Origin of the sequence: Neorhizobium fuzhouense, assembly GCF_042611105.1 — a bacterium.
Classification (GTDB): Bacteria; Pseudomonadota; Alphaproteobacteria; order Rhizobiales; family Rhizobiaceae; genus Neorhizobium; species Neorhizobium galegae_A.
This window is the reverse complement of record NZ_JBHFFP010000002.1, coordinates 37,792-57,982: the sequence shown is the minus strand read 5'-3', so window position 1 is coordinate 57,982 and position 20,191 is coordinate 37,792. Positions and strand designations below refer to the sequence as shown.

Annotated in this window: 17 protein-coding genes and 3 tRNA genes; 10 read left to right on the top strand and 10 right to left on the bottom strand. The window is 63.6% G+C overall.

Features of this window, described 5'->3' with window-relative positions:
• Positions 1–31: 31 nt before the first annotated feature.
• Complete coding sequence (locus ACEXP3_RS04155) at positions 32–661, top strand: hypothetical protein (protein WP_377296148.1); 630 nt, start codon at positions 32–34, stop codon at positions 659–661.
• Between the two features lie 76 nt (positions 662–737).
• On the opposite strand, the gene ACEXP3_RS04150 is transcribed toward ACEXP3_RS04155, so the two are convergent.
• The 3 genes from ACEXP3_RS04150 to ACEXP3_RS04140 all read right to left on the bottom strand — a co-directional run bounded on the left by ACEXP3_RS04150 (position 738) and on the right by ACEXP3_RS04140 (position 5,629).
• Positions 738–4,322, bottom strand: coding sequence for a molybdopterin cofactor-binding domain-containing protein (locus ACEXP3_RS04150; protein ID WP_377296147.1), 3,585 nt, complete (start codon positions 4,320–4,322; stop codon positions 738–740).
• On the bottom strand, positions 4,319–4,900 hold the full coding sequence (locus ACEXP3_RS04145; protein ID WP_377296146.1) for a (2Fe-2S)-binding protein: 582 nt from the start codon (positions 4,898–4,900) through the stop codon (positions 4,319–4,321). Before ACEXP3_RS04145 ends, ACEXP3_RS04150 begins: the two co-directional genes overlap by 4 nt.
• 264 nt (positions 4,901–5,164) lie before the next feature.
• Positions 5,165–5,629: a MarR family winged helix-turn-helix transcriptional regulator gene (locus ACEXP3_RS04140; RefSeq protein WP_377296145.1), complete on the bottom strand. Its 465-nt coding sequence runs from the start codon at positions 5,627–5,629 to the stop codon at positions 5,165–5,167.
• A gap of 330 nt (positions 5,630–5,959) precedes the next feature.
• Between ACEXP3_RS04140 and ACEXP3_RS04135 the strand changes: the two genes are divergently transcribed.
• From ACEXP3_RS04135 to ACEXP3_RS04120, 4 genes are read left to right on the top strand one after another with little or no spacing between them, the layout of a single operon-like run.
• Positions 5,960–7,453, top strand: coding sequence for a 6-hydroxynicotinate reductase (locus ACEXP3_RS04135; protein WP_377296144.1), 1,494 nt, complete (start codon positions 5,960–5,962; stop codon positions 7,451–7,453).
• Positions 7,454–7,471: 18 nt separating this feature from the next.
• Entirely contained in the window at positions 7,472–8,404 is a 933-nt protein-coding gene (locus ACEXP3_RS04130) for a UPF0280 family protein (RefSeq protein ID WP_377296143.1), read from the top strand.
• Positions 8,397–8,981, top strand: a complete 585-nt coding sequence (locus ACEXP3_RS04125; RefSeq protein ID WP_377296142.1) for an amino acid synthesis family protein — start codon at positions 8,397–8,399, stop codon at positions 8,979–8,981. Before ACEXP3_RS04130 ends, ACEXP3_RS04125 begins: the two co-directional genes overlap by 8 nt.
• Complete coding sequence (locus ACEXP3_RS04120) at positions 8,978–9,562, top strand: amino acid synthesis family protein (RefSeq protein WP_377296141.1); 585 nt, start codon at positions 8,978–8,980, stop codon at positions 9,560–9,562. The genes ACEXP3_RS04125 and ACEXP3_RS04120 overlap by 4 nt, the downstream gene beginning before the upstream one ends.
• A gap of 7 nt (positions 9,563–9,569) precedes the next feature.
• Here ACEXP3_RS04120 and radC read toward each other — a convergent pair whose 3' ends face one another.
• From radC to ACEXP3_RS04100, 4 genes are read right to left on the bottom strand one after another with little or no spacing between them, the layout of a single operon-like run.
• A complete protein-coding gene (gene radC / locus ACEXP3_RS04115) occupies positions 9,570–10,424 on the bottom strand; it encodes a RadC family protein (RefSeq protein ID WP_377296140.1) in 855 nt (284 codons plus the stop codon).
• Between the two features lie 3 nt (positions 10,425–10,427).
• Positions 10,428–11,267, bottom strand: a complete 840-nt coding sequence (map, locus tag ACEXP3_RS04110; RefSeq protein ID WP_210104682.1) for a type I methionyl aminopeptidase — start codon at positions 11,265–11,267, stop codon at positions 10,428–10,430.
• Between the two features lie 31 nt (positions 11,268–11,298).
• Entirely contained in the window at positions 11,299–12,015 is a 717-nt protein-coding gene (gene sfsA, locus ACEXP3_RS04105) for a DNA/RNA nuclease SfsA (RefSeq protein ID WP_377296139.1), read from the bottom strand.
• A 6-nt stretch (positions 12,016–12,021) separates the two neighbouring features.
• Entirely contained in the window at positions 12,022–13,854 is a 1,833-nt protein-coding gene (locus ACEXP3_RS04100; RefSeq protein WP_377296138.1) for a PHA/PHB synthase family protein, read from the bottom strand.
• 132 nt (positions 13,855–13,986) lie between these two features.
• On the opposite strand from ACEXP3_RS04100, the gene ACEXP3_RS04095 reads away from it, so the two are divergent.
• The 5 genes from ACEXP3_RS04095 to recJ all read left to right on the top strand — a co-directional run bounded on the left by ACEXP3_RS04095 (position 13,987) and on the right by recJ (position 19,387).
• Entirely contained in the window at positions 13,987–14,385 is a 399-nt protein-coding gene (locus ACEXP3_RS04095) for a hypothetical protein (RefSeq protein ID WP_377296137.1), read from the top strand.
• A gap of 110 nt (positions 14,386–14,495) precedes the next feature.
• Positions 14,496–15,713 carry an LL-diaminopimelate aminotransferase gene (locus tag ACEXP3_RS04090; protein WP_210104686.1) on the top strand — a complete coding sequence of 406 codons (1,218 nt, stop codon included), beginning with the start codon at positions 14,496–14,498 and terminating at the stop codon, positions 15,711–15,713.
• Between the two features lie 63 nt (positions 15,714–15,776).
• The gene (locus ACEXP3_RS04085; protein WP_377296136.1) at positions 15,777–17,096 is read left to right on the top strand and encodes a homoserine dehydrogenase; all 1,320 of its coding nucleotides are present in this window, start codon (positions 15,777–15,779) and stop codon (positions 17,094–17,096) included.
• Positions 17,097–17,239: 143 nt separating this feature from the next.
• Positions 17,240–17,452: a hypothetical protein gene (locus tag ACEXP3_RS04080; RefSeq protein WP_210104688.1), complete on the top strand. Its 213-nt coding sequence runs from the start codon at positions 17,240–17,242 to the stop codon at positions 17,450–17,452.
• A 132-nt stretch (positions 17,453–17,584) separates the two neighbouring features.
• A complete protein-coding gene (recJ, locus tag ACEXP3_RS04075; RefSeq protein WP_377296587.1) occupies positions 17,585–19,387 on the top strand; it encodes a single-stranded-DNA-specific exonuclease RecJ in 1,803 nt (600 codons plus the stop codon).
• An 88-nt stretch (positions 19,388–19,475) separates the two neighbouring features.
• Here the strand turns inward: recJ and ACEXP3_RS04070 are convergent.
• The 3 genes from ACEXP3_RS04070 to ACEXP3_RS04060 all read right to left on the bottom strand — a co-directional run bounded on the left by ACEXP3_RS04070 (position 19,476) and on the right by ACEXP3_RS04060 (position 20,056).
• Positions 19,476–19,550: transfer RNA gene (locus ACEXP3_RS04070), tRNA-Glu, on the bottom strand.
• Positions 19,551–19,728: 178 nt separating this feature from the next.
• Positions 19,729–19,803 (bottom strand) — tRNA-Glu (locus tag ACEXP3_RS04065).
• Positions 19,804–19,981: 178 nt separating this feature from the next.
• Positions 19,982–20,056, bottom strand: a tRNA-Glu gene (locus ACEXP3_RS04060).
• Between the last annotated feature and the right edge of the window lie 135 nt (positions 20,057–20,191).

The window sequence follows — 20,191 nt, the reverse complement described above, 5'->3', positions numbered from 1 at the left end:
ATAGGATGATCGGCAAGGACAGGGGAAACCGATGAAAAGCCTGCACCTCGTTCTGCTGCTGCTTTTGCTGGTGCCCATAGCGCCTTCGGTCTCGCATGCGCATGGTTTTGACGCGCCCGAAGACCAGTCCGGCTATGCCATCCCCTCCATCGATCATGCCGCCATGCGCGTCATCGCGCCCTACCGCGACCGAATTATCCCGCTGGCAAGGCAGGCTGCCGCGACGGATGCGGAACTCTCGGCGCTTCTCCTGCATAACCAGATGCAGTCCGCCAACTGTCTCTGGCTGCTGGTGCCAGGAAGCCTGACGGACGAAGAAAACCCGTTCAACGAATGCGCCCATGCGGACATGGCCGGGCTGAAGGCCATGTTGGAGAGGCTGTCCCTCTTGCCCCAGACGCAAGGTGCCGCGCGGGCCGTGATTTCAGATCTTGACCACGATATGGTCCTTGCCGGCACGTCCTTTGTTCTTTGCGCCTTCGCCAAGGAAAGTTTCAACACCGCCTCGCAGGTCCGCCCCGACTGGGGTGCGGTATCTGCCTATCTCGTCGACCGCTACGGTTCGGTCTTCGGCCTTGCCGCAGCTCTTGCCGCCATCTGCCTGACGGGCATTTTGACCCTGCGATGGCTGCGGTCGGCACCCATCGACCGGCGCGGCTGATACCTTCGTAAATCCGCAAAAACAACCAGTTACATGCAGATTTGAGTCCAGTTTCGGATGCGCTTCAGAAAGAGAGTCAGCGCGCTGCGCTGCTGCCCCTGATGCTTCCGGCAAGCGCTGCCGTGTCAGACCATGCGGGCTTTCCCGGCGCAAAGCGGGCGCGCAGATAGGCTGACAACTCCCCGATCTGCCGGTCGCTGAAACTGTCGCGGAAGGACGGCATGGACATCGCCTGCGCATCCGCTTGCGGCTTCGCGCGAAGGCTTGCCGGCGCTTCAACGCCGTTGAAGAGGGCCTGGATGATGTTGTCGGGACGTGACGCCGAAAGATTGCTGTTGAGCGACAGGTGCGCAAGACCACGCGTTTGTGCCTCGTCTCCCTCATGGCAGGTGCCGCAGGCCCCTTCGAACAATCGCGCGCCTTCTGGAAAGGCAAGGGCTGCTTGCGGTGCCGCCGCCTGCGACCGGGCAATGATGGCGGCTGGCGCAACAGCCGTTTGCGTGTGCTGAGATGGCTGGAGGCTCCCAAGATAGGTGGCGATCGCGCGGATATCCGCGTCGGGCAGATCGGACATCTGCTTGACCACGGCCGCCATCGGGCCGGACGCGCTGCCGTGGTCGGCGGAATGGCCATGGCGCAGGTAGTCGTAGAGCGCATCACTGGTCCAGCCGACCGGGCTTGGCGAAAGACCGGTGAGCGCCGGCGCCTGCCAGCCCTCGGCAAATCCACCCGAAAGATGGGCGCTGCCCACCTGTTCGGCCCCCAGCGCATTGCGCGGGCTGTGGCAGGCGGAACAGTGGCCAAGGCCTTCCACCAGATAGGCCCCGCGGTTCCAGGCCTCGCCTTTTTCCGGCGCATAATCGACGGTCGAGCGTCCGAGATAAAGCGTGTTCCACCCCGCCATCAGGCTGCGGATGTTGAAGGGAAACCGCAGCGTCGACGGCTGCGAAGGGGCGCTCGATGCCGGGGTGGTCATCAGGTAGGCATAGAGATCCTGCAGGTCACCGTCGCTTGCATGGGTAAACGAGGTGTAGGGATGCACGGGGTAGAGATGGGAACCGTCCCGGCCGATCCCCTGCCGCATGGCGCGGGTGAAGGCGGTGTAAGACCAGCCGCCGATGCCGTGGCGCTCGTCCGGCGTAATGTTTGGTGCGACTACCGTGCCGAACGGCGTGTCGAAGCGCCGCCCGCCGGCCATTGCCTCGCCGTTTCCGTCCGCATGACAGGTGGCGCAGCCGCCGGCGGCGGCCACAAGCCGGCCGCGCTCGACGCTCGCTGCACTGAACAGCGCCGGATCGGGACGCTGGATCGCCTCGATGGCTGGACGCCATGGCGACATCACCGCAAGGCCCCCGGCGGCAAGGCCGGCAAGCCCGCTGACGCTCAGAAGTCCCAAACCGCCGAACTTCAGCCACCGCTGGCGTTTCGCACGCATCTCCTGCCGGTGTTCGAGCGTCTGGCGTCCGTTGAGGGCGGCCAGAACGCGCTCCGGCGTCAGCGGCAGTTCGCGAAAGCGCAGGCCCGTCGCATCATAGACGGCATTGACGATGGCCGCCGCACTCGGCACGGAGGCGGATTCGCCGGCCCCGCGCGGTTCCTCGTCGGGACGCGGGATCATCAGCACGTCGATATCCGGCGTCTCCTCGAAGGTCAGGATCGGATAGCCACCCCATTCGAGGCTTTCGATCCCGGTCTGGGTGAAACGCACCTCTTCCTTCAGCACGCGGCTGACCGACTGGATGACATTGCCGTGGATCTGGTGACGCACGCCGTCGGGATTGATCATCAGCCCGGTATCCTGGCCGACGGTGACGCGTGTGACGGAGACCTCGCCGGTGCGGCGATTGACGGCGACATCGGCCACCCAGGCGGACCAGGCGGCAGGGGTGCCCGGAAATTTGCCGTGCACATAAAGTGCATAGGCAAAGCCGCGCCCGTAGAGCAGGTCACCCTCGCTTCCCTCCGTGCCGAAGCGGGTGCGCGGCCGCCAGCCGGCCTTTTCGGTGACGGCCCGCACCAGATCGGCGCCGCGCGGATCGGTCAGATAGCGCAACCGGTATTCCACAGGGTCGACGCCGGCCGCAACCGCCAGTTCGTCGAAAAAGCTCTCATGCGCAAAGGAGTTCGGCATGGCCGAGACTCCGCGAAACCAGCTGGCGCGCGCAATCGGCGGCATGTCGTGCACCGCAATGCGCATGTTGCTCACCGCATAGGGCGGGATGGCGGTACGGTCGCCCATTTCGGCGACGTCCGGCACGGCGGCCACCTTGCCGGTGAGGATGAGTGCAAGCGTTGGAGACAGGTTCGAGGGATAGCGCGTCTCGAAATCATAGGCGATGGGGCCACCTTCGAGATCAAGGCCGCCGCGCACGTCGATCACCTGTCCGGCCCCTTTCGGTTCCCAGCCATGTTCCTGTTCGCGGGTCAGCTGCACGCGCACCGGCCGGCCGGTGGCGCGCGACAGAAGGGCGGCATCGGCCGTCACGTCATCGGCGCAATTGCGGCCATAGCAGCCGGCGGCTTCATGGCGTTCCACGATGATGGCGTCTTCCGGCATGTCCAGCAGGCGGGCGAGGTCCCGGCGCATGAAATGCGGGTTCTGTGTACCCGACCAGACGACCAGCTGTTCTGGCGTCCACTCGGCGACGGCGCAGGAGGGGCCGATCGAGCCATGCATCTGGTAGGGCCAGACATAGGTGCGTTCCATGGCGGGCGAGGCGCCGAGAAGCGCCCGCTCCACGTCGCCTGCATCCTTCAGGATGCGTTTCTTGCCCGGATTGTTCTTCAAGGCCGTCTCGACGTCGTTGAGGTCGGGCCGGACGGCGGGCGTCTTCCAGGTGACCTTGAGGCGTCGCGCGGCCTCTGCGGCAAATTCCTCGCGGGTGGCAACCACACCGACGAAATCGCCGATCGTCACCACGGCCACGATGCCGGAAAGGCCGGCAAGCGAGGCCTCGTCCACGCCGATCAGGCTGTCGCCGACGCCGTCGCCATGATCGTAGCCGACATAAGGCGGGCGGATGACGCGGCCATGCAGCATGCCGGGAACGCGCACATCATGCACATAGGTCCAGTCGCCGACGGTCTTGGCGGCAATATCCGTGCGTGGCTGCGGCTGGCCGACAATGCGATAGGCGCTGACCGGCTTTACGGGGGTGGCCGGATCGATGTCGATGCGACAATGTCGGCCACGCACGAGATCGGCATAGGAGACGGTGCTTCTGCCGTTTCCGACCACGCCGGCCTCGACCAGCAGATCGTCCAGAGGCGTGCCCAGATGCTCGGCGGCTGCGGCAAGCAGGTGACGGCGGGCACTTGCGGCGGCAAGGCGCAAGGGGTTGGCGGTAATCTGGATGGTTTCGCTCGCAATCGTCGGCCCCTGGTCCGGAACTGCCGATGTCGTGCCGAGCACCATGGTCACCCGGTCGAACGGGATGTCCAGCTCTTCCGCGACGATCTGCGCCAGGGCCGTGCGGATGCCGGTGCCGAGGTCCACATGGCCGTTGAAGGCGATCACCGCACCATCGCCGGTCATGGCCAGATAGATCTCCGGCTGGTTGCCGCTGCCGGGGCGGGTGACGAGCAGGATGTCATCCGCCTCCAGATAGGCGCGGCTGGTGGTTTCGCGGAGCGTTTTGGGGTCGGCTGGCGCAGACGTCATGGTGCGGACGCCTCCAGATCAGGGGCGGGCGGTTTTCGGAGAGGCGGGGCAGCCGCGCCAGTCGGGTCGCAGGCTGCGCGGCCGGCCGCCATCTCTGCCATCCGGTCGCGCGCCAGCCGCACGGCGGCCAGAATTTCCATATGGGTGCCGCAGCGACAGAGCTGGTGGCGCAGGGCGGCCCGGATGTCCTTCTCGTCGGCTTGCGGATTACGCGTGAGAAGGCCGACCGTCGCCATGATCATGCCACTCAGGCAATAGCCGCATTGCGCCGCCTGCATCTCCAGAAAGGCTTGTTGGACCGGATGCAGCGTTCGGCCATCGTGCTCTCCTCCAGACGAAAGGCCCTCGAGCGTGGTAATCGGCCGGTCGCGCACGGCGCCGATACGGGTGGTGCAGGCGCGGACGGGACGGTCTCCCAGAAGCACGGTGCAGGCACCACATTCGCCAAGGCCACAGCCGAATTTCGCGCCGTTCAGACCGCAATCATTGCGCAGCACATAGAGAAGCGGCGTCTGCGGATCGAGCGCAAAATCCTGCGCCCTGCCGTTGATGGTCAACGTCACCGTCTGTGTCGTCATGCTGTCCCGGCCTCTTCGGCAGGAATGCGCGCGCGTGTCTTCCCGTGGTTCTCATGCGAGGCTCGGCCCGGTGAGAGATGAGGAGTGCGGCGTTCCCGTTTTGGTTTTTGTCGTACGCATCCATGGCCGGGATGATAGCCGGAAATCATTGGCACGCAAACGAATTCTGCGGCCGCCGCGCGCGCCGCTTCAAGGTGTGCGATCAACAGGAAAAGGGCAGGTGGGGTGCCGGAAGAGCGCCCGGTTGCGCGCTGCTTCGAAGGCTCAGCAGATCTTGCGCAGGAGTTCGATCAGCATCATCCGCTCGCCGGAGGTGAGTGGCGACAGCGTGTCATCTGTCACGGCAATGGCGGCTTTGATGTTGCTGGCAATTACTGCCTCGCCCTCGCCGGTGAGCGACAAGATGAGCCGGCGCCCGTCCTGCGGGTCCGGGGCGGTGGCCACATAGCCCCGCGCCACCAGCCGGTCGACCACGCCCTTGATCGTTGCGACATCCATGGCCGTATCGCGGCCGAGCTGGTTCTGCGAGGTGGGCTGGATCTGACGCAGCTTGCTGAGCGCTGCCCATTGCGTCGTCGTCAGGCGGTCGCCCATCAGGGCCGAAAAGATCGCGACGTGGCGCTGGTTGGCCTGACGCAGGAAAAAGCCGATCTGCTGATCGACCTTGTAGGCCTCCAGGTCTGTGGCGGGCGCTTGCGAAGCGCTGTCGCTTTTCTTGGCCCCGGCCATGCCGCCTCCCGTCAATCCCGATGAAGCCACCGGTTTATCCGCCAAAGGTGATTTGTCAACGCGCTTTCCCTTGGGCCCGCGAACCGTTTCAGAATTGCATTTGCGACGGTGAGGTTCGGCGCTAGACTTGTTTGCCTGCCAATGGACAGGCAGCGACCGGAAAGACCGTTGAAATCGGGATTTCCACGGTTTTGACCGGCGCCCGGAGCGGGCATGCCGCCTTGACAGGCTGGCGATTTCTGCTGATATTCATTCGTATACAAACGATATGCGCAAAGCATGCGGGAACAGAAGACGGCAAGGCCGCACCAGGGCCAATGCGGGGGTGATATGGTCAAGCAGCACGTGGAAAGCGCAGTGAATGGCAAGATCCGCTGCGATGCCTGTCCGGTCATGTGTTATATCTCCGATGGCCGCTCCGGCGCCTGCGATCGCTATGCCAATGTCGGCGGTGAACTGATCCGCGTCGATCCGCTGACCGTGATCGACGAGACGCTGAGTGCGGGCGGTGCCGTCGTGCCCTTCCTGCCCGGCAAGGACACCGAAGAGTGGTCGGGCGATCTCGTCTACGCGAACGCGCCCTTCGTCACCGCCGTCGGTGCAGGCACCACCTATCCCGATTACAAGCCCGCCCCCTTCATCGTGTCGCAGACGCAGAACGGCATCGACATGGTGACGGTCGTGACGGAGGGAATCTTTTCCTATTGCGGCGCCAAGGTGAAGATCGACACCGACCGGTTCATCGGTCCGGAGACGGCGATCGTGCGGGTGGAGGGCGAACCGGTCGGCCATGTCACGACGGGAGAATACGGTTCCCAGATGCTGTCGCTCGGCGGCGTGCACCACCTGACGGGCGGCTCCAAGAAGGAAGGCCGTATCACCTGCGAGACGCTGCTGCAGCTTTGCAATCGTGAGCGGGTGGAGATGCAGGTCGATGGCGGCGCCACCCTCTGTCTTCAGGCCGGCCATCCGCCGGTGATCAACGGGGTGGAGGAAAGCCGCATGCGTGTCGGCTGCGGGTCTGCCACCATCGGCATGTTTGCAAGACAATGGCAGAACATGGTGGACGAGGTCGTGGTGGTGGATGATCACATCACCGGCGTGCTCTCCGAACACCAGGCGGGAAAGCTCCTCGATATCCCCCCGACCGGCATCCGCATCAAGGGCCGCCGTTCGACACCGGGACGCTATTTCCAGGTGGCCGAACCCGGCACCGGCTGGGGCGGCACCACGATATCCGATCCGCTGTCGATTCTGGGCGATTTTGATCCGAAGGTCGCCTATCCGGGCCTGCGTCTGCTGATGGTGTCGACCACCGGCGAGCAGTACGATTATTATATTCTCGACGAAAATCTGGTGCCGGTGGCGCAATCGATCCTTCCGGCGGCAGTGCGCGAGACGGTGGAGATCGTGGCGGAAAACTGCGAGCCGGCGATGGTTTCGGTTCTCTTCATGGGCGGGGCAGGCGGCAGCCTGCGCGCCGGCGTCACCACCAATCCGGTGCGGCTCACGCGTTCGGTCAAGGAAGCGCTCACCCATGTGTCCTGTGGCGGCGCGCCGGCCACCATCTGGCCGGGCGGCGGCATCACGGTGATGGTCGATGTCACGCAGATGCCGTCCAACAGCTTTGGCTCGGTGCCGACGCCGGCGCTTGTGGCGCCGATCGAGTTTACCATGCGGCTTTGCGATTACGAGGCGCTGGGCGGCCATATGGACGCCGTCGTGCCTCTCGAGCAGGCTCTCCGTGAGGCCGGGCGCAAGATCGCACCGCTTGTCTCGGGCGCATGGCCGACGGCTGCCGGCAATTTCAAGTGGGGCCATTAGGCAGGGCGGGAGCATGGCATGAGCGGACCTGCCGGCGCCTATCTCGACGGAACGCCCGACGGCCGGCTGCATCTGCAGCATGGTCCGATCGATCTCGTCATCGGCCTGGCCTATGATGCGGCGGCGGACAGGCAGAGCGCGCTTCGTGAACGCGCGTATCGCCAGGCGGCGAGGCGTTTTGCCACCATCCTGGACGAACTGGTGCGCGAACTGCCGCTGTTGAAGGCACAAGCCTATCCGGGATGCCGGCAGCCTTCGGGCGCAGTTGCTCGCAAGATGATGGCGGCCGTTCTTCCGCTGTCGGGCGCGCATTTCATCACCCCGATGGCAGCCGTTGCAGGTGCAGTGGCCGATACGGTGCTGGAGGCAATGCTGGATGGTTTCGATAAAGAGGAATGTCCGCAGCGCATCTATGTCAATAATGGCGGCGACATTGCGCTTTTTCTGCAGGGGGATGCCGACTGGCGGGTTGGCATGGCGCGCGATGACGGGGTGGGGCTCGGAGCCTTTACCGTCCGGGCCAGCGATCCGGTGCGCGGCATCGCGACCTCCGGAAGAGGGGGGCGCAGCCTGTCCATGGGCCTTGCCGATTCGGTGACGGTGCTTGCCGAAACCGCAGCCGCCGCCGATGCGGCCGCAACAATCATTGCCAATGCCGTCGATCTTCCCGGCCACCCGGCCGTCTTTCGCGCGCCTGCCCACAGTCTCGTCGATGACAGCGATCTTGGCGCGCGGCTGGTGGTAACCGGCTGCGGCGATCTGGACGCAGGCGAGATTGCCAAAGCTCTTGACCGCGGGCTCACGAAGGCCGAGCAATTGCGCGCAGATGGCCTCATCGATCGCGCCGCGCTGTTTCTGCGGGGCGGCGTGCGCATCGCTGCAAAACGGGATGATATTCGCCCGCCAGACTTCGAAAAATTCGCAAAGCCGGAGAACCATGGCCATGCCTGAACCGAAAATCCGCAAATTCCTGACCGTTGTCGAGGAGGTGTTTCACGAGGGCGGGCCGGTGGCCGCCGTGCCGCTGAAGCGCGCGGCTGTGCTTGCCGTCATCGAAAACCCCTTTGCCGGTCGTTACCATGAAGACATCGCAGGCTTCATGAAGGATCTCGAACCGCTGGGGCTTCAGATGGCGAACCGCCTTGTTGCCGCGCTCGGCGGTGATGCGGCGCTGATCGAAGGCTATGGCAAGGGCGCCATTGTCGGTCAGGCAGGGGAACTTGAACATGGCGCGCTCTGGCACGTCCCGGGCGGCTATGCCATGCGCGAGGTTCTGGGCGACGCGAAGGCGATCGTCACCTCGACCAAGAAGGTCGGCGGTCCGGGCACGCGGCTCGATGTGCCGGTCACCCACATCAATGCTTCTTACGTGCGCTCGCATTTCGACGCGATGGAAGTGGGCGTGCCGGATGGACCGCGCGCCAACGAACTGGCGCTGGTGCTGGTGATGACCACCGGTGCGCGCATCCACGCCCGCGTCGGCGGCCTGAAGGCGAGCGACATCAAGGGAGAGGACGGGCTTCGATGAAGGCCGAGATCCGCAAGCTTGCGGTATTCGTCGAGGAACTACACCGCGAGATGGATCGGCCGGTGTCGCCGCCCTCCCGAAAGGCCTGTGCGGTCGCCGTCATCCGCAATCCCTTTGCCGGGCGCTATGTCGAGGACCTGGGCGACCTCATCGAGATCGGCGCGGAGCTTGGCGGACTGCTCGGCAAGCGGTGCGTGGAGGCGCTCGGCATCCCGCCGCAGGCGGCGGAAAGCTATGGCAAGGCGGCGCTGGTGGGCGAGGATGGCGAGCTTGAGCATGCCGCCGCCATTCTGCATCCGGCCCTTGGCAAGCCGCTGCGGGAAGCGGTGGAGAAGGGGGCGGCCCTGGTGCCATCCTCCAAGCGCCGCGGCGGGCCGGGCGTCGTTCTGGATATCCCGCTTGGCCACAAGGATGCCGCCTATGTGCGCTCCCATTTTGATGGCATGCAGGTCTGGCTGAACGACAGCCCGCGCGCCGATGAGATCATGGTCGCGGTTGCCGTGACCGATAGCGGGCGGCCGCTCGCGCGCATCGGCGGCCTTCAAGCCCATGAGATCGAGGGTCGAGACGGTCTGCGCTGATGACCGGTCAGATCAGCCGAAGCCCCTTCAGGCTCGCATGGCCATCCTTGCCGATGATGATGTGATCATGGACGGTGATGCCGAGCGGCTTTGCCGTGTCGATGATGGTTTTCGTCATGTCGATATCGGCGCGCGACGGGGTCGGGTCGCCGGAGGGATGGTTGTGGACGAGGATCAGCGCGGTGGCGGACAATTCCAGCGCCCGGCGCACCACTTCGCGCGGATAGACCGGCGTGTGGTCCACGGTTCCGCGACCCTGCACCTCGTCGGCGATCAGCGCATTGCGCTTGTCGAGGAAGAGAATGCGGAACTGTTCGCGTGCCTCATAGGCCATGGCGGCATGGCAGTAATCGATAACGGCGGACCAGGAGGCAAGCACCTGCTTGCCGCGCAGCTCGCTTTTCAGGATGCGCTGGCCGACAGAGGCAATCAGCTTCAGGTCGAGCGCCACGGCTTCGCCCACGCCCTTCACCTCCTGCAACAGCGAGGTCTGGGTGCCGAAAACGCCGGCGAGATTGCCGAAGCGGTCGATCAGCGCCTTGGCGATCGGCTTGGTGTCGCGGCGCGGGATGAGGCGGAACAGCAGAAGTTCGAGGATCTCGTAATCGGCAAGGGCGGTATCGCCATGCTCGCGGTAACGGTTGCGCAGGCGCTCGCGGTGGCCGTGATAATGCGCCTGCTTGTCGTCGTCCGGCTTCACCGGCTCGGCCTTTTTCATGCCGCCGGATTTTTGCGCCTGCTCGGCAAAGAAGCCGCGTTCATCGGCAAACAGATCATCCGATGTCTCGCCGGGGGCGTTCGGGGGCCCGCCTGCCGGTTCCTCCGGCGCATCCAGATGTGTCGGCAGGGGCGGGTGCTTCATCGATCAACCGTTGCGTGGAGGAAGACCGGGCCTGTCGAGACCACCGGGAGACAGGGTGAAGATCTCACAGCCGGTCGCCGTGACACCCACGGCATGTTCGTATTGGGCAGACAGCGACCGGTCGCGCGTCACCGCGGTCCAGCCGTCGGAAAGCACTTTTACATGCGGCTTGCCGAGATTGATCATCGGCTCGATGGTGAAGATCATGCCCTCGCGCAGTTCCGGCCCTTCGTCGGCGCGGCCGTAATGCAGGATGTTGGGGCTGTCATGGAACAGGCGGCCGACGCCGTGGCCGCAGAAATCGCGCACCACCGAGCAGCGTTCCGCCTCCGCATAGGTCTGGATCGCTTCGCCGATGGCACCGGTGCGCACGCCGGGCTTCACCACCGCAATACCGCGCATCAGGCATTCATGGGTGACTTCCATCAGCCGCTCGGCAGCGCGCTTCACCTGGCCGACGGGATACATACGGCTTGAATCGCCGTGCCAGCCATCCAGCACGTAGGTGACGTCGATATTGACGATATCGCCCTCGCGCAGCGGCTTGTCGTCCGGCATGCCGTGGCAGACGACATGGTTGAGCGAGGTGCAGACGGAATATTTGTAGCCGCGATAATTCAGCGTGGCGGGAAGCGCGCCATTGTCCATGCCGAACTCGAAGACGAAGCGGTCGAGGGCCGCCGTGGTGACGCCCGGCTTGACGAGGGCCGCCAGTTCGTCGAGGCAGCGCGCCGTCAGCTGGCAGGCCTTGCGCATGCCGGCAAAATCGGCCGCCGTATCGTAAAGCCGGATCGCGCCCGTGTTCTTCTTCGGCGCCGACGCCGCCTCGATGTAAGTTACCATGGAACCACTTTCGTCTCGTCTCATGCGGTTTTTAAACAGCCTGCCCGTCCTCGTCCATCGCGATCACGCGATCGGGCCAAATTCCTTGAGGTTCGACGCGGCAGGCGACCGCATAGGCCTCGACGCCGCGCATGCGCGCCCGCCGGAAAGCCCTCGCATAGGCCGGATCGAGATCCTCGCAGATCCGCAGGCGATCGCAATCATTGCGCTGGACGACATAGAGCATGGCGGCGCGGCAGCCGGCCTCCACCATGTCTCCCAGCTCGTCCAGATGCTTGGCGCCGCGCTGGGTGACCGAATCGGGAAATTCCGCCAGCTTGCGCGTGCGGGTAAAATGCACGTTCTTCACTTCCACATAGGCCGGGGGCCGGGCGGGGTCGAGCAGAAGCATGTCGATGCGCGAATTCAGCCCATAGCGCTGCTCGCGCCGGATCGTCGCATAGCCGGATAGGTCCGGCACGAGGCCCGAGACGATTGCTTCCTCAGCGATCCGGTTCGGCAGGCCGGTGTTGATGCCAACCAGCGTGTCGTCCACCTCCACCATTTCCAGCATGTGCCGGTACTTGCGTGTGCGGCTGTCGTGCTGGGAGAGAAAGACGCGCGAGCCCGGCGTGGTCAGTCCGCGCATCGAGCCGGTGTTCGGGCATGAGCCGGTGATTTCGGTTCCGTCTTCGAGCACCGCATCGAACAGAAAACGCTTGTAGCGGCTGACGAGCCGGGCGGGGATCAGCGGGGGATCAAACTGCATCGGCGCTCAGCTGCGCACCATCACGTAGGTGCCGGGCGCATCGCCGAGGCCCTGATCGGCGGGGGTTCGGGCAGAAACCCGGCGGGCATCGCGCGCTTCCATCCAGGCCTGCCAGTGCGGCCACCAGGAGCCGGGGGTTTCCTTGGCGCCCGCGATCCAGTCGGCCAGTTCACCGACGGCCGGCCCGCTCGTCCAGTACTGGTACTTGTTGCGGTCCGGCGGGTTGACGACACCAGCGATATGCCCGGAGCCGCCCAGCACGAAATCCACCGGTCCGCCGAAGAACCGGCATCCGGCAAAGACGGATTTCGCCGGCGCGATATGATCCTCGCGGGCCGCCAGATTGTAGATGGGAATGGTCACGTTCTTCAGGCTGACCTTTTCGCCGAACAGCGTCATCTCGCCCTTGCTGAGGCGGTTTTCCAGGTAGCAGTTGCGCAGATAGAAGGCGTGGTTGGCCGCCGTCATGCGCGTGGAATCGGAGTTCCAGTAGAGAAGGTCGAAGGCCGTCGGCTCCTGGCCCTTCAGGTAATTGCCGACCACATAGGGCCAGATCAGTTCGGATGCGCGCAGCATGTTGAAGGCGCTTGCCATCTTGGAGCCGGCGAGATAGCCGGCCGCTTTCATCTGGCCTTCCAGTGCCTCCAGCTGTTCCTCGTCGACAAAGACTTTCAAGTCGCCGGCATAGGTGAAATCCACCTGCGTGGTGAGAAACGTGGCCGATTGCACGCGCCGGTCGCCGCGCTTGGCATGGACGGCAAGCGTTGCCGACAAAAGCGTGCCGCCAACGCAGTAGCCGATGACGTTGATCTCCTTTTCGCCGGCGGCCTTCTCTACGGTCGACAGAGCAAAATCGATGCCTTGCGCGCTGTAGTCCTCCCAGGAGAAGCTGGCATGGTGTTCGTCCGGGTTGACCCAGGAGATGACGAAGACCGAATGGCCCTGGTCGACGCACCACTTGATGAAGCTCTTCTGCGGGCCGAGGTCGAGAATATAGAACTTGTTGATCCACGGCGGCACGATGAGCAGCGGGCGCTTGAACACGGTTTCCGTGCTCGGCGCATACTGGATCACCTCGCAGACGGCATTGCGGGCCACCACTTTGCCCGGCGTCAGCGCGAGGTTCTTGCCGAGCGCGAATTTCTGGGTGTCGGTCTGGCGAAGACGCAGCTCGCCACGGCCGGCGGCGATGTCTTCGGCCAGCATCTTCATGCCCTGGACAAAGTTGGCGCCATCGGTCGACACGGTCTCGCGATAGACCTCCGGATTGGTCAGGGCAAAATTCGCCGGAGACAGCGCCGCCGTCAGTTGGCGCACGTAGAAGGCCGCCTTGTGGCGGGTGTGGTCATCCAGCCCTTCGGCTTTCTCCACCAGCTTTTCCGCCCATTCGGCCGTGACCAGATAGACCTGGCGCAGGAGGGCAAAAAACGGGTTTTGGCGCCAGTCCGGATCGGCAAAGCGCTTGTCCTTGCGCAAGGTGTCGGGCTCTTCCGGCCCCGCCTCGCCGGAGAGCCGGCTCAGCGTATGCATCCAGATGCCCATATAGGAGGAGAGGAGGAGGGACTGGGCTTCCAGCGTGCGCTGCGGCTCCGACATCCAGTATTCGATGACCTTCGACAGCGTCTTGATCATGTCGGTCATCGGATCGAATGTGTCGACGCGTTCGCCGCGCTCGCGCGGGGCCAGCCATTCGGTCGCTGCTTTACCGAGGTTTTCCGCCGCCTTTGCCAGGTTGACCGCAAGCTTCTGGGGATCCTTCACCATGTAGGCTTCGAAGGACTTGGCATCGAAGCCCTTGGAACCAGCCTCTGGTCCACCCACCTTCTCGCGCGTGTCCATGGTGTCTCTCTCCCCTTTTCCACCCTGTTATAATCGTTGTTTTGGTTTTTACATTCTGCCTGAAAACGAATACAAGTGCCAGCGATAGCGACCTCGTCAGGTCGTATGCCGGAGCAGATTAGGGTTGCGTCAATGGTAGAACTCGCGCGGGGGCTTCGCTGGATGCCTTTGTTTGTCGGTATGTCGGTAATGCCGTTTGCGCTTGTCGGATGCAATTCCTTCAAGCTGGATGACGGCGTTCCCAATACGGCGCCGCAGGCAACGGTTGTCGGTCCGCGGCAGGTGCCGCGCCCGCAGGCGCTGGCCAAGAGCGATACCGGGGTCTATCCGACCTTTGCCGGTCCGCTGACGGCCGCCAACACGCAGATCAGCGATGCGGAAGCCACCACGGCCCAGGATCAGATGACGAAGCTTGCCGCTGCCCGCGCCAATGGATCGGTCTCTGAAGCAGACTACCAGGCGCGCGTGGCCGAACTGCGCAAGCTTGCCGCCGATCATGCCGCCGATACGCAGAGCCAGATCAGCAAATAGCACTTGCGTTCCAGCCCTTTTGGACGCAAAGCAACCTCGAACAAAGGCGCGGGATTTTGCGCCTTTTGCCTTTCCCTTACCCTGCTCTGGATGCCTTCACGAGGATCGCGATGGAAGAGTTTCATAAAGTCCGCAGACTGCCGCCCTATGTTTTCGAACAGGTCAACCGTTTGAAGGCGAGCGCGCGAGCGGGCGGCGCGGACATTATCGATCTCGGCATGGGCAATCCCGATCTGCCGACGCCGAAAGCCATCGTCGACAAGCTGTGCGAAGTGGTGCAGGACCCGCGCACCCATCGCTACTCGTCCTCCAAGGGCATTCCGGGCCTTCGCCGGGCGCAGGCCGCCTATTATGCGCGTCGTTTTGGCGTCAAGCTCAACCCGGAAACGCAGGTTGTGGCCACGCTCGGCTCCAAGGAAGGCTTTGCCAATATGGCGCAGGCGATCACCGCTCCCGGTGACGTTATTCTGTGCCCGGATCCGACCTATCCAATCCACGCCTTCGGCTTCCTGATGGCGGGCGGCGTCATCCGCTCGATCCCGGTCGAGCCGGACGAGACCTTCTTTGCGCCGCTCGAGCGGGCCGTGCGCCACTCGATCCCGAAGCCGCTCGCGCTCGTCATCAACTATCCGTCCAATCCGACGGCCAAGGTCGCAAGCCTCGATTTTTACAAGGACGTGATCGCCTTTGCCAAGAAGCACGACATCATCGTGCTGTCGGATCTGGCCTATTCGGAAATCTACTTCGATGGCGAGGCGCCGCCTTCGGTGCTGGAAGTGCCGGGCGCGATCGACGTGACGGTGGAATTCACCTCCATGTCGAAGACGTTTTCCATGCCCGGCTGGCGCATGGGCTTTGCCGTGGGCAACGAGCGGCTGATCGCGGCCCTGACGCGGGTTAAATCCTATCTCGACTACGGCGCCTTCACGCCGATCCAGGTGGCGGCAAGCCATGCGCTGAACGGCGATGGCTCCGATATTGCAGAGGTGCGCTCCATCTACAAGCGTCGCCGCGACGTGATGGTCGACAGTTTCGGCAAGGCCGGTTTCGAGGTTCCGCCGCCGGCCGCCACCATGTTTGCCTGGGCGAAAATCCCGGAAAAATTCCGCCATCTCGGCTCGCTTGAGTTTTCCAAGCTGCTTGTCGAGAAAGCGGATGTGGCGGTCGCGCCGGGCGTCGGCTTTGGCGAGCAAGGGGACGAGTACGTGCGTCTTGCCCTGGTAGAAAACGAGCATCGCATTCGCCAGGCCGCGCGCAACATCAAGAAGTTCATGTCGACGGCCGACGAGACCATGCACAACGTCATTTCGCTCAACGCCCATCGTTGAGCCCAATTGTATAAAAAGGGCGGCCCTTGTGCCGCCCGTTCAACGATTTTCAGGAACATGATCATGGCAGACGCCCTCAAAATCGGTCTTGCGGGTCTGGGCACCGTTGGGGCATCGCTGGCACGCATTCTCGCCACGCGGGCAAACGAACTGGCGGTAACCTGCGGGCGTCCCATTGAAATCAAAGCCGTCAGCGCGCGCGATCGTTCGCGTGATCGCGGCATCGACCTGTCGGCCGTCCAGTGGTTCGATACGCCGGAAGAGATGGCGGAAAAGGCCGATATCGACGTGTTTGTCGAACTGATCGGCGGCGCTGAAGGGGCAGCCGATCGTTCGGTGCGGGCAGCCCTGGCGCGCGGACTGCATGTCGTCACCGCCAACAAGGCGCTTCTGGCGCGTTCCGGCGTGGCACTGGCAAAGGCTGCCGAAGAAAAGGGCGTGCTTCTCAATTTCGAGGCGGCGGTCGCCGGCGGCATCCCGGTCATCAAGGCGCTGCGCGAATCGCTCACCGGCAATACGGTGAGCCGCGTCTACGGCATCATGAACGGCACCTGCAATTACATCCTCACACGGATGGAAAAGGAGGGCCTGACCTTTGCCGCCTGCCTGAAGGAAGCCCAGCGACTGGGGTATGCGGAAGCCGATCCGACCTTCGACATCGAGGGCAATGATACCGCCCACAAGCTTGCGATCCTCACCACGCTTGCCTTCGGCACCGAGATCGCGGCGGACGAAATTTACCTTGAAGGCATTTCCAACATCTCGATCGACGACATCCATGCGGCCGCCGACCTTGGCTATCGCATCAAGCTTCTCGGCGTTGCCCAGCGCACCGAAAGCGGCATCGAGCAGCGGGTCCACCCGACCATGGTGCCGCATGACAGCGTGATTGCGCAGGTGGATGGGGTAACGAACGCGGTTGCCATCGAATCCGATATTCTGGGCGAACTGCTGATGGTTGGCCCCGGCGCCGGCGGCAATGCGACCGCCTCGGCCGTTCTCGGCGACATTGCCGATATTGCCAAGAGCCAGCCGGGCATGCAGCGCGTGCCGGTGCTCGGCACGCCGGCAGCCGCCCTTGCCCCCTATCGCAAGGCGCAGATCCAGAGCCATGAAGGCGGTTATTTCATTCGTCTCACCGTGTCGGACCGCACCGGCGTCTTTGCGAATGTGGCGACCCAGATGGCCGAGAACGGCATTTCGCTGGAATCGATCGTGCAGCGGGCGAATGGCGGAGCCTCCGATGGCGCCAAGACCATCATTCTCGTCACCCATGCTACAAGCGAAGTGTCGATCCGCAAGGCGGTCGCCGGCATCAAGGCGGAAAGCTATCTGGCAAGCGAGCCGCAAGTCATTCGCATCGAACGGCCCAAAGCCTTCTGAGGCGTTTCGACCATCGCTCCGGTTCTGAGCGGCGCTGCCTCTTCGGGCGGCGCCTTTTTTGTCTGCCGTTTCAGTCTCTGGCGCATTAGCAAAAACAGGGATACACTGTGGCGGTACTTCATGAGCGAAGGGAGGCGCCTGTGATGTCCATTTTATCCTTGAAGCAGAATTATGTGCCCTGGCAGGCGTGGATCGTGCGCCGCAGGCAGGATCTGCCTTTGGTCCGTTTGCAGGAGGACGGGCCGGACGGCGAGGATCTCTCGCGTGAAGAGGCCGACCAGAACTGGGGTGTCGCGGTGGCGCTTGCCTGCTGGCCGCTCTGCCTCGGGGCAACGGCCGTTTGGGCGGTGCTCTGACCCGGCGGCGGGAAGGCTGACGAGAGCCCCTTTGTGGGGACGGTGCCGATAAAATTCTGTCGGGCCAATACCGGTGTGCGCATTTATGCAGTAGAAGCGGTCCATGCAACCGCCAGCGCCCACCCCATCGCCATGACAGAACCGGTCGATCCCGTCTCGCGGGCCTTTCTCGGCGTGGAGCGCTCGGCAAGCGGACAGCGCTGGGTGTCGCGGCTCGATCAGGCCGGGCAGAACCGTGCGCTCGCCATGGCGCAGGTTCATGGCATTCCCGAGCTGATTTCGCGCGTGCTGGCGGGCAGGGGCGTGGGCGTGGACGAAGCGCCGGCCTTTCTCGATCCGACCATCCGCAGCCTGATGCCCGAGCCCTTTACGCTGAAAGATTGCGACAAGGCGGCCGCACGTCTTGCCGATGCTGTGGCACGGCGTGAAAAGATCGCGGTGTTCGGCGATTATGATGTCGATGGTGCGGCCTCCTCGGCGCTGATGGCGCGCTTCTTCCGGCATTTCGGCGTCGAGGCCGAGATCTATATTCCCGACCGCATTTTCGAAGGCTATGGCCCGAATGCCAATGCCATCCGCCAGCTGATTGCCGGCGGGGCAAACCTCATCGTCACCGTCGATTGCGGTTCCACGAGCCATGAGGCGCTGTCAGCGGCCGTCGAGGAACGCTGTGACGTCGTGGTGATCGACCATCACCAGATGGGGCCGCAGCTGCCGCCGTGCCTGGCGCTGGTCAATCCGAACCGCAATGACGATCTGTCGGGGCAGGGGCATCTCTGCGCGGCAGGCGTGGTGTTCATCGTTCTCGTGGCAACCGCGCGGCTGTTGCGGGAGCGCGGCGACCCGCGGGCAAAAACGCTCGATCTCCTCAGCTGGCTCGATATCGTGGCGCTGGCAACCGTCTGCGACGTGGTGCCGCTGAAGGGGTTGAATCGCGCCTATGTGGTAAAGGGCCTGCTTGCGGCGCGCCATATGGGCAATGCGGGCCTTGCCGCTTTGTTTCGCAAGGCCGGCCTTGGCGGTCCGGTCACGCCGTATCATCTGGGCTTTCTGGTCGGGCCGCGCATCAATGCTGGCGGGCGGATCGGTGATGCAGCGCTTGGAAGCCGTCTCCTCACGATGGACGAGCCCACCGAAGCGGACGAGATTGCCGCAAAGCTGGATGAGCTGAACCGCGAACGCCAGGTGATGGAAGCGGCGATGCTGGCCGAGGCCGAGGCGGAAGTGATTGCCGAATACGGCACCGGCGAAAATGCCGCCGTGCTGGTGACGGCACGCGAAAACTGGCACCCCGGCATTGTCGGGCTTCTGGCGGCCCGGCTGAAGGAAAAGTTCAAGCGCCCGGCCTTTGCCATCGCGCTTGATTCGTCCGGCCGTGGCACCGGGTCCGGCCGCTCCATTCCCGGCTTCGACATGGGAAAGATGGTGCGCGGCGCCGTCGACCAGGGACTGCTGGTGAAGGGCGGCGGCCATGCGATGGCAGCAGGCCTCACTGTCGAGCGCACGAAGCTCGGCAGCCTTCGCGCCCATTTCGAGCAGGTGGCCAGCGCCGTCATCCCGGATCTCGTCGCCAATCACATGCTGAAGATTGACGGCGCGCTTGCCGCATCCGGCGCGACGCTGCAACTGATCGACCAGATGGAGCAGGCGGGTCCCTATGGCTCCGGCCACAGCCAGCCGGTCTTTGCCATGCCGGCCCATCGCATTGTCGATTCGCGCCTGATCGGAACGGCCCATGTGAAGGCGACGCTGCAGGCCATGGATGGCACGCGGCTCGACGCCATTGCCTTCCGGGCCGCCGATACGCCGCTCGGCCAACTGCTGCTCTCCTCACGGGGAAGCCAGCTGCATGTGGCCGGCTGCCTGGGCGCCGATCATTGGCAGGGCAGTCGTCGTGTCCAGCTGCGTATTCTGGACGCCGCAAAGGCAGTGTGAAAGCGTGCCGTATCGAATTGGGGGAGGTAGCCGCGGCCTCGAAAGCGCCGACGGGTGTGTTTACTGGATAGTGGAAATGAAAAGGAAGTGGCACGCCCTAGGGGAGTCGAACCCCTCTTCCCAGAATGAAAATCTGGTGTCCTAACCGATAGACGAAGGGCGCGTGCGCTTCGTGGTGGCGCCCTTATAGGGGCGGGCCGTCTGTCATGCAAGCGTCAAAATCGCGATTTTTACGTTGTTTTTCAAAAGAGAGATTGTTTTTCCACAAGGCATGCAAACAGCACTGCGGGGCAGGCCAAGTGCCAAGAGATCAACACGTTGCGGGGACATTGAGGAGGAAGTGGCACGCCCTAGGGGAGTCGAACCCCTCTTCCCAGAATGAAAATCTGGTGTCCTAACCGATAGACGAAGGGCGCGTGCGCTTCGTGGTGGCGCCCTTATAGGGGCGGGCCGTCTGTCATGCAAGCGTCAAAATCGCGATTTTTACGTTGTTTTTCAAAAGAGAGATTGTTTTTCCACAAGGCATGCAAACAGCACTGCGGGGCAGGCCAAGTGCCAAGAGATCAACACGTTGCGGGGACATTGAGGAGGAAGTGGCACGCCCTAGGGGAGTCGAACCCCTCTTCCCAGAATGAAAATCTGGTGTCCTAACCGATAGACGAAGGGCGCGTGCGCTTCGTGGTGGCGTCCTTATAGGGGGCAGGTTTGCCGGGTGCAAGCGGCTTTTTGACAAATCCCGCAAAATTATCGGCGTGGTGGAAAAGCGCACAGATCTGGGAAAATGCCGATCTTTATCAGACGGTT